Genomic DNA, 2,037 nt, shown 5'->3' with positions numbered 1-2,037 from the left:
GGCATCCGTGTAGCCGAGCGAAGCCACGATGTCGCGGACCAGTTGGCCGAGCGGCTCCTTCGCGGAATCCTCGGCTACGGCACGCGTGGCGGCGCGCAACTGCAGGATGGCGTCCCGGACCTCCTTGCGCGCGAAGAAGCGCTCACCGCCCCGTAGCTGGTAGCCGATGCCCGCCGAGGCAAGAGCTTGCTCGTACGCTTCCGATTGGCCGTTGGTGCGGAACAGCACGGCAATCTCGCTTGCCTTGGTGCCGGCGTCGATCAATTCACGAATCCGGCCCGCGACCACCGCCGCCTCGGCCTCGTCATCGGGGCACTCCATGAACCGCGGCTCCGGTCCGGCCGGACGCTGGGCAAGCAACTGAAGGGGTTTGGCCCAAGCGGCGTCGGCAACCGTTCCACCACTGCGGCGTGACCCCAGGAGATCGTTGGCCAGCTTCACCACTTGGGGCGTGGAACGGTAGTCACGAACGAGTTTGACGACCGTCGCCGAGGGGTACTGGCCCTTGAATCCCAGGAGATGCTTGGGAGAGGCTCCCGTGAAGGAGTAGATGGTCTGGCTGGCGTCGCCCACGACGCAGAGTTCGTCGCGGCCGCCAAGCCACAGTTCCAGCAGCCGCTGTTGCAGCGGGGAAACGTCCTGGTACTCGTCCACCACGAAGTGCCGGTACTGCTCGCGGACCGTAGCTGCCACTTTCGGGTCTTCCTGGAGGATGCCCACCGTGATCAACAGGACGTCCTCGAAATCGATCACGTTGCGGTCCGTCTTCACGTCCTCGTAGGACTGGAAAACCCGGGCGACGGCTGTGAGGTCGAAACCCCCGGGAGTGCCGCGGCCATGCGCGTTCTCGAGGTAGTTGGCCGGCGTCAGCATGGAAACCTTGGCCCACTCGATCTCCGCCGCGAGGTCACGGATGGAAGCACGATCGGTACTCAGCCGCAGCCGTCGCGCGGCTTCGGCGATCATGTTCGCCTTGTGGTCCAGCAGGTTCGGCAGGACACCGCCGACCGCCTGCGGCCAGAAGAATTGCAGTTGCCTGAGCGCTGCGGCGTGAAAGGTGCGTGCTTGGACGTTTCCGACGCCTAGATCCCGCAGGCGGCTGCGCATCTCGGCGGCGGCCCGGGAGGTGAACGTGACGGCCAGGAGGCGCTGCGGGCTGTAGACACCGGAGTGCACACCATAGGCAATGCGGTGCGTAATCGCCCGGGTTTTTCCCGTCCCCGCTCCGGCGAGGACGCACATGGGCCCGTTGAGGTTGCTGGCGACTTCCCGTTGCTCGGCATCAAGGCCGCCGAGAATCCGGTCCTCGAGTGAAACGGTGTCGCTGAAAATGCCGTCTGTCACTGCTGGAGGTCCTCGATGACGCCGCCGTACCAGTGCTCGATCAAGGAACGCGCAATCGAAAGCCTCGTGGAGATCGTGATCTCGCCGCTGAGCACGGCTGCCTGGAGTTCCGCGCGGCTGAACCAGCGCGCCCGGGTGACCTCGACGCCGTCGGGCCGGGCCTCGACGTCGTCAGTTGTTGCGGTGAACCCGAGCATAAGCGAAGCCGGGAACGGCCACGACTGCGAGCCAAGGTACTGGCAAGCGGTGACCCGTACACCCACCTCTTCCCCGATTTCGCGAACCACGGCCTGTTCGAGCGATTCCCCTGGCTCAACGAAGCCGGCCAGTGTGGAGTAGTTCTTGGCGTCAAGCGGCCCACCTCCACCGAGGAGAAGCCTGCCGTCGGAACCGACCACTGTGACGATGATGGCCGGATCGGTCCTCGGATAGTGCTCCGATTTGTCCCGCGGGCACCGCCGGACCCAGCCGCCGGCTTCGATTTCCGTGGGAGTTCCACACTGCGGGCAGTGGGTATGGGTGGCATGCCAGTTGGAAATCGCGCTGGCCTCGACAAACAAGGCTGTGTCCAGCGCACCAAGGCGGGCGGCTACCTCCCGGAATCCCGCCCAGGAGCCGTCGGCCGGAAGGCCCGCGGCTCCAGGCGAAACCGGCTCAGCAGGCACAAAGAGGACAATTGGGGTTTGCTCCGGG

At 65.6% G+C, this 2,037-nt stretch carries 2 protein-coding genes; both read right to left on the bottom strand.

Going from position 1 to position 2,037, the window contains the following annotated elements; translation table 11 throughout:
- The coding region (locus AHiyo1_RS02565) for an ATP-dependent helicase (protein WP_148667423.1) at positions 1-1,344 on the bottom strand (1,344 nt) is incomplete at its 3' end.
- A partial coding sequence (nudC, locus tag AHiyo1_RS02560; protein WP_059387513.1) for an NAD(+) diphosphatase occupies positions 1,341-2,037 on the bottom strand: 697 nt, incomplete at its 5' end. The genes AHiyo1_RS02565 and nudC, both read right to left, overlap by 4 nt.

The sequence above is a fragment of the Arthrobacter sp. Hiyo1 genome, assembly GCF_001263615.2.
GTDB lineage: Bacteria > Actinomycetota > Actinomycetes > Actinomycetales > Micrococcaceae > Arthrobacter.
The sequence above is the reverse complement of the archived record's forward strand: the minus strand, read 5'-3'. Positions and strand labels throughout refer to the sequence as shown.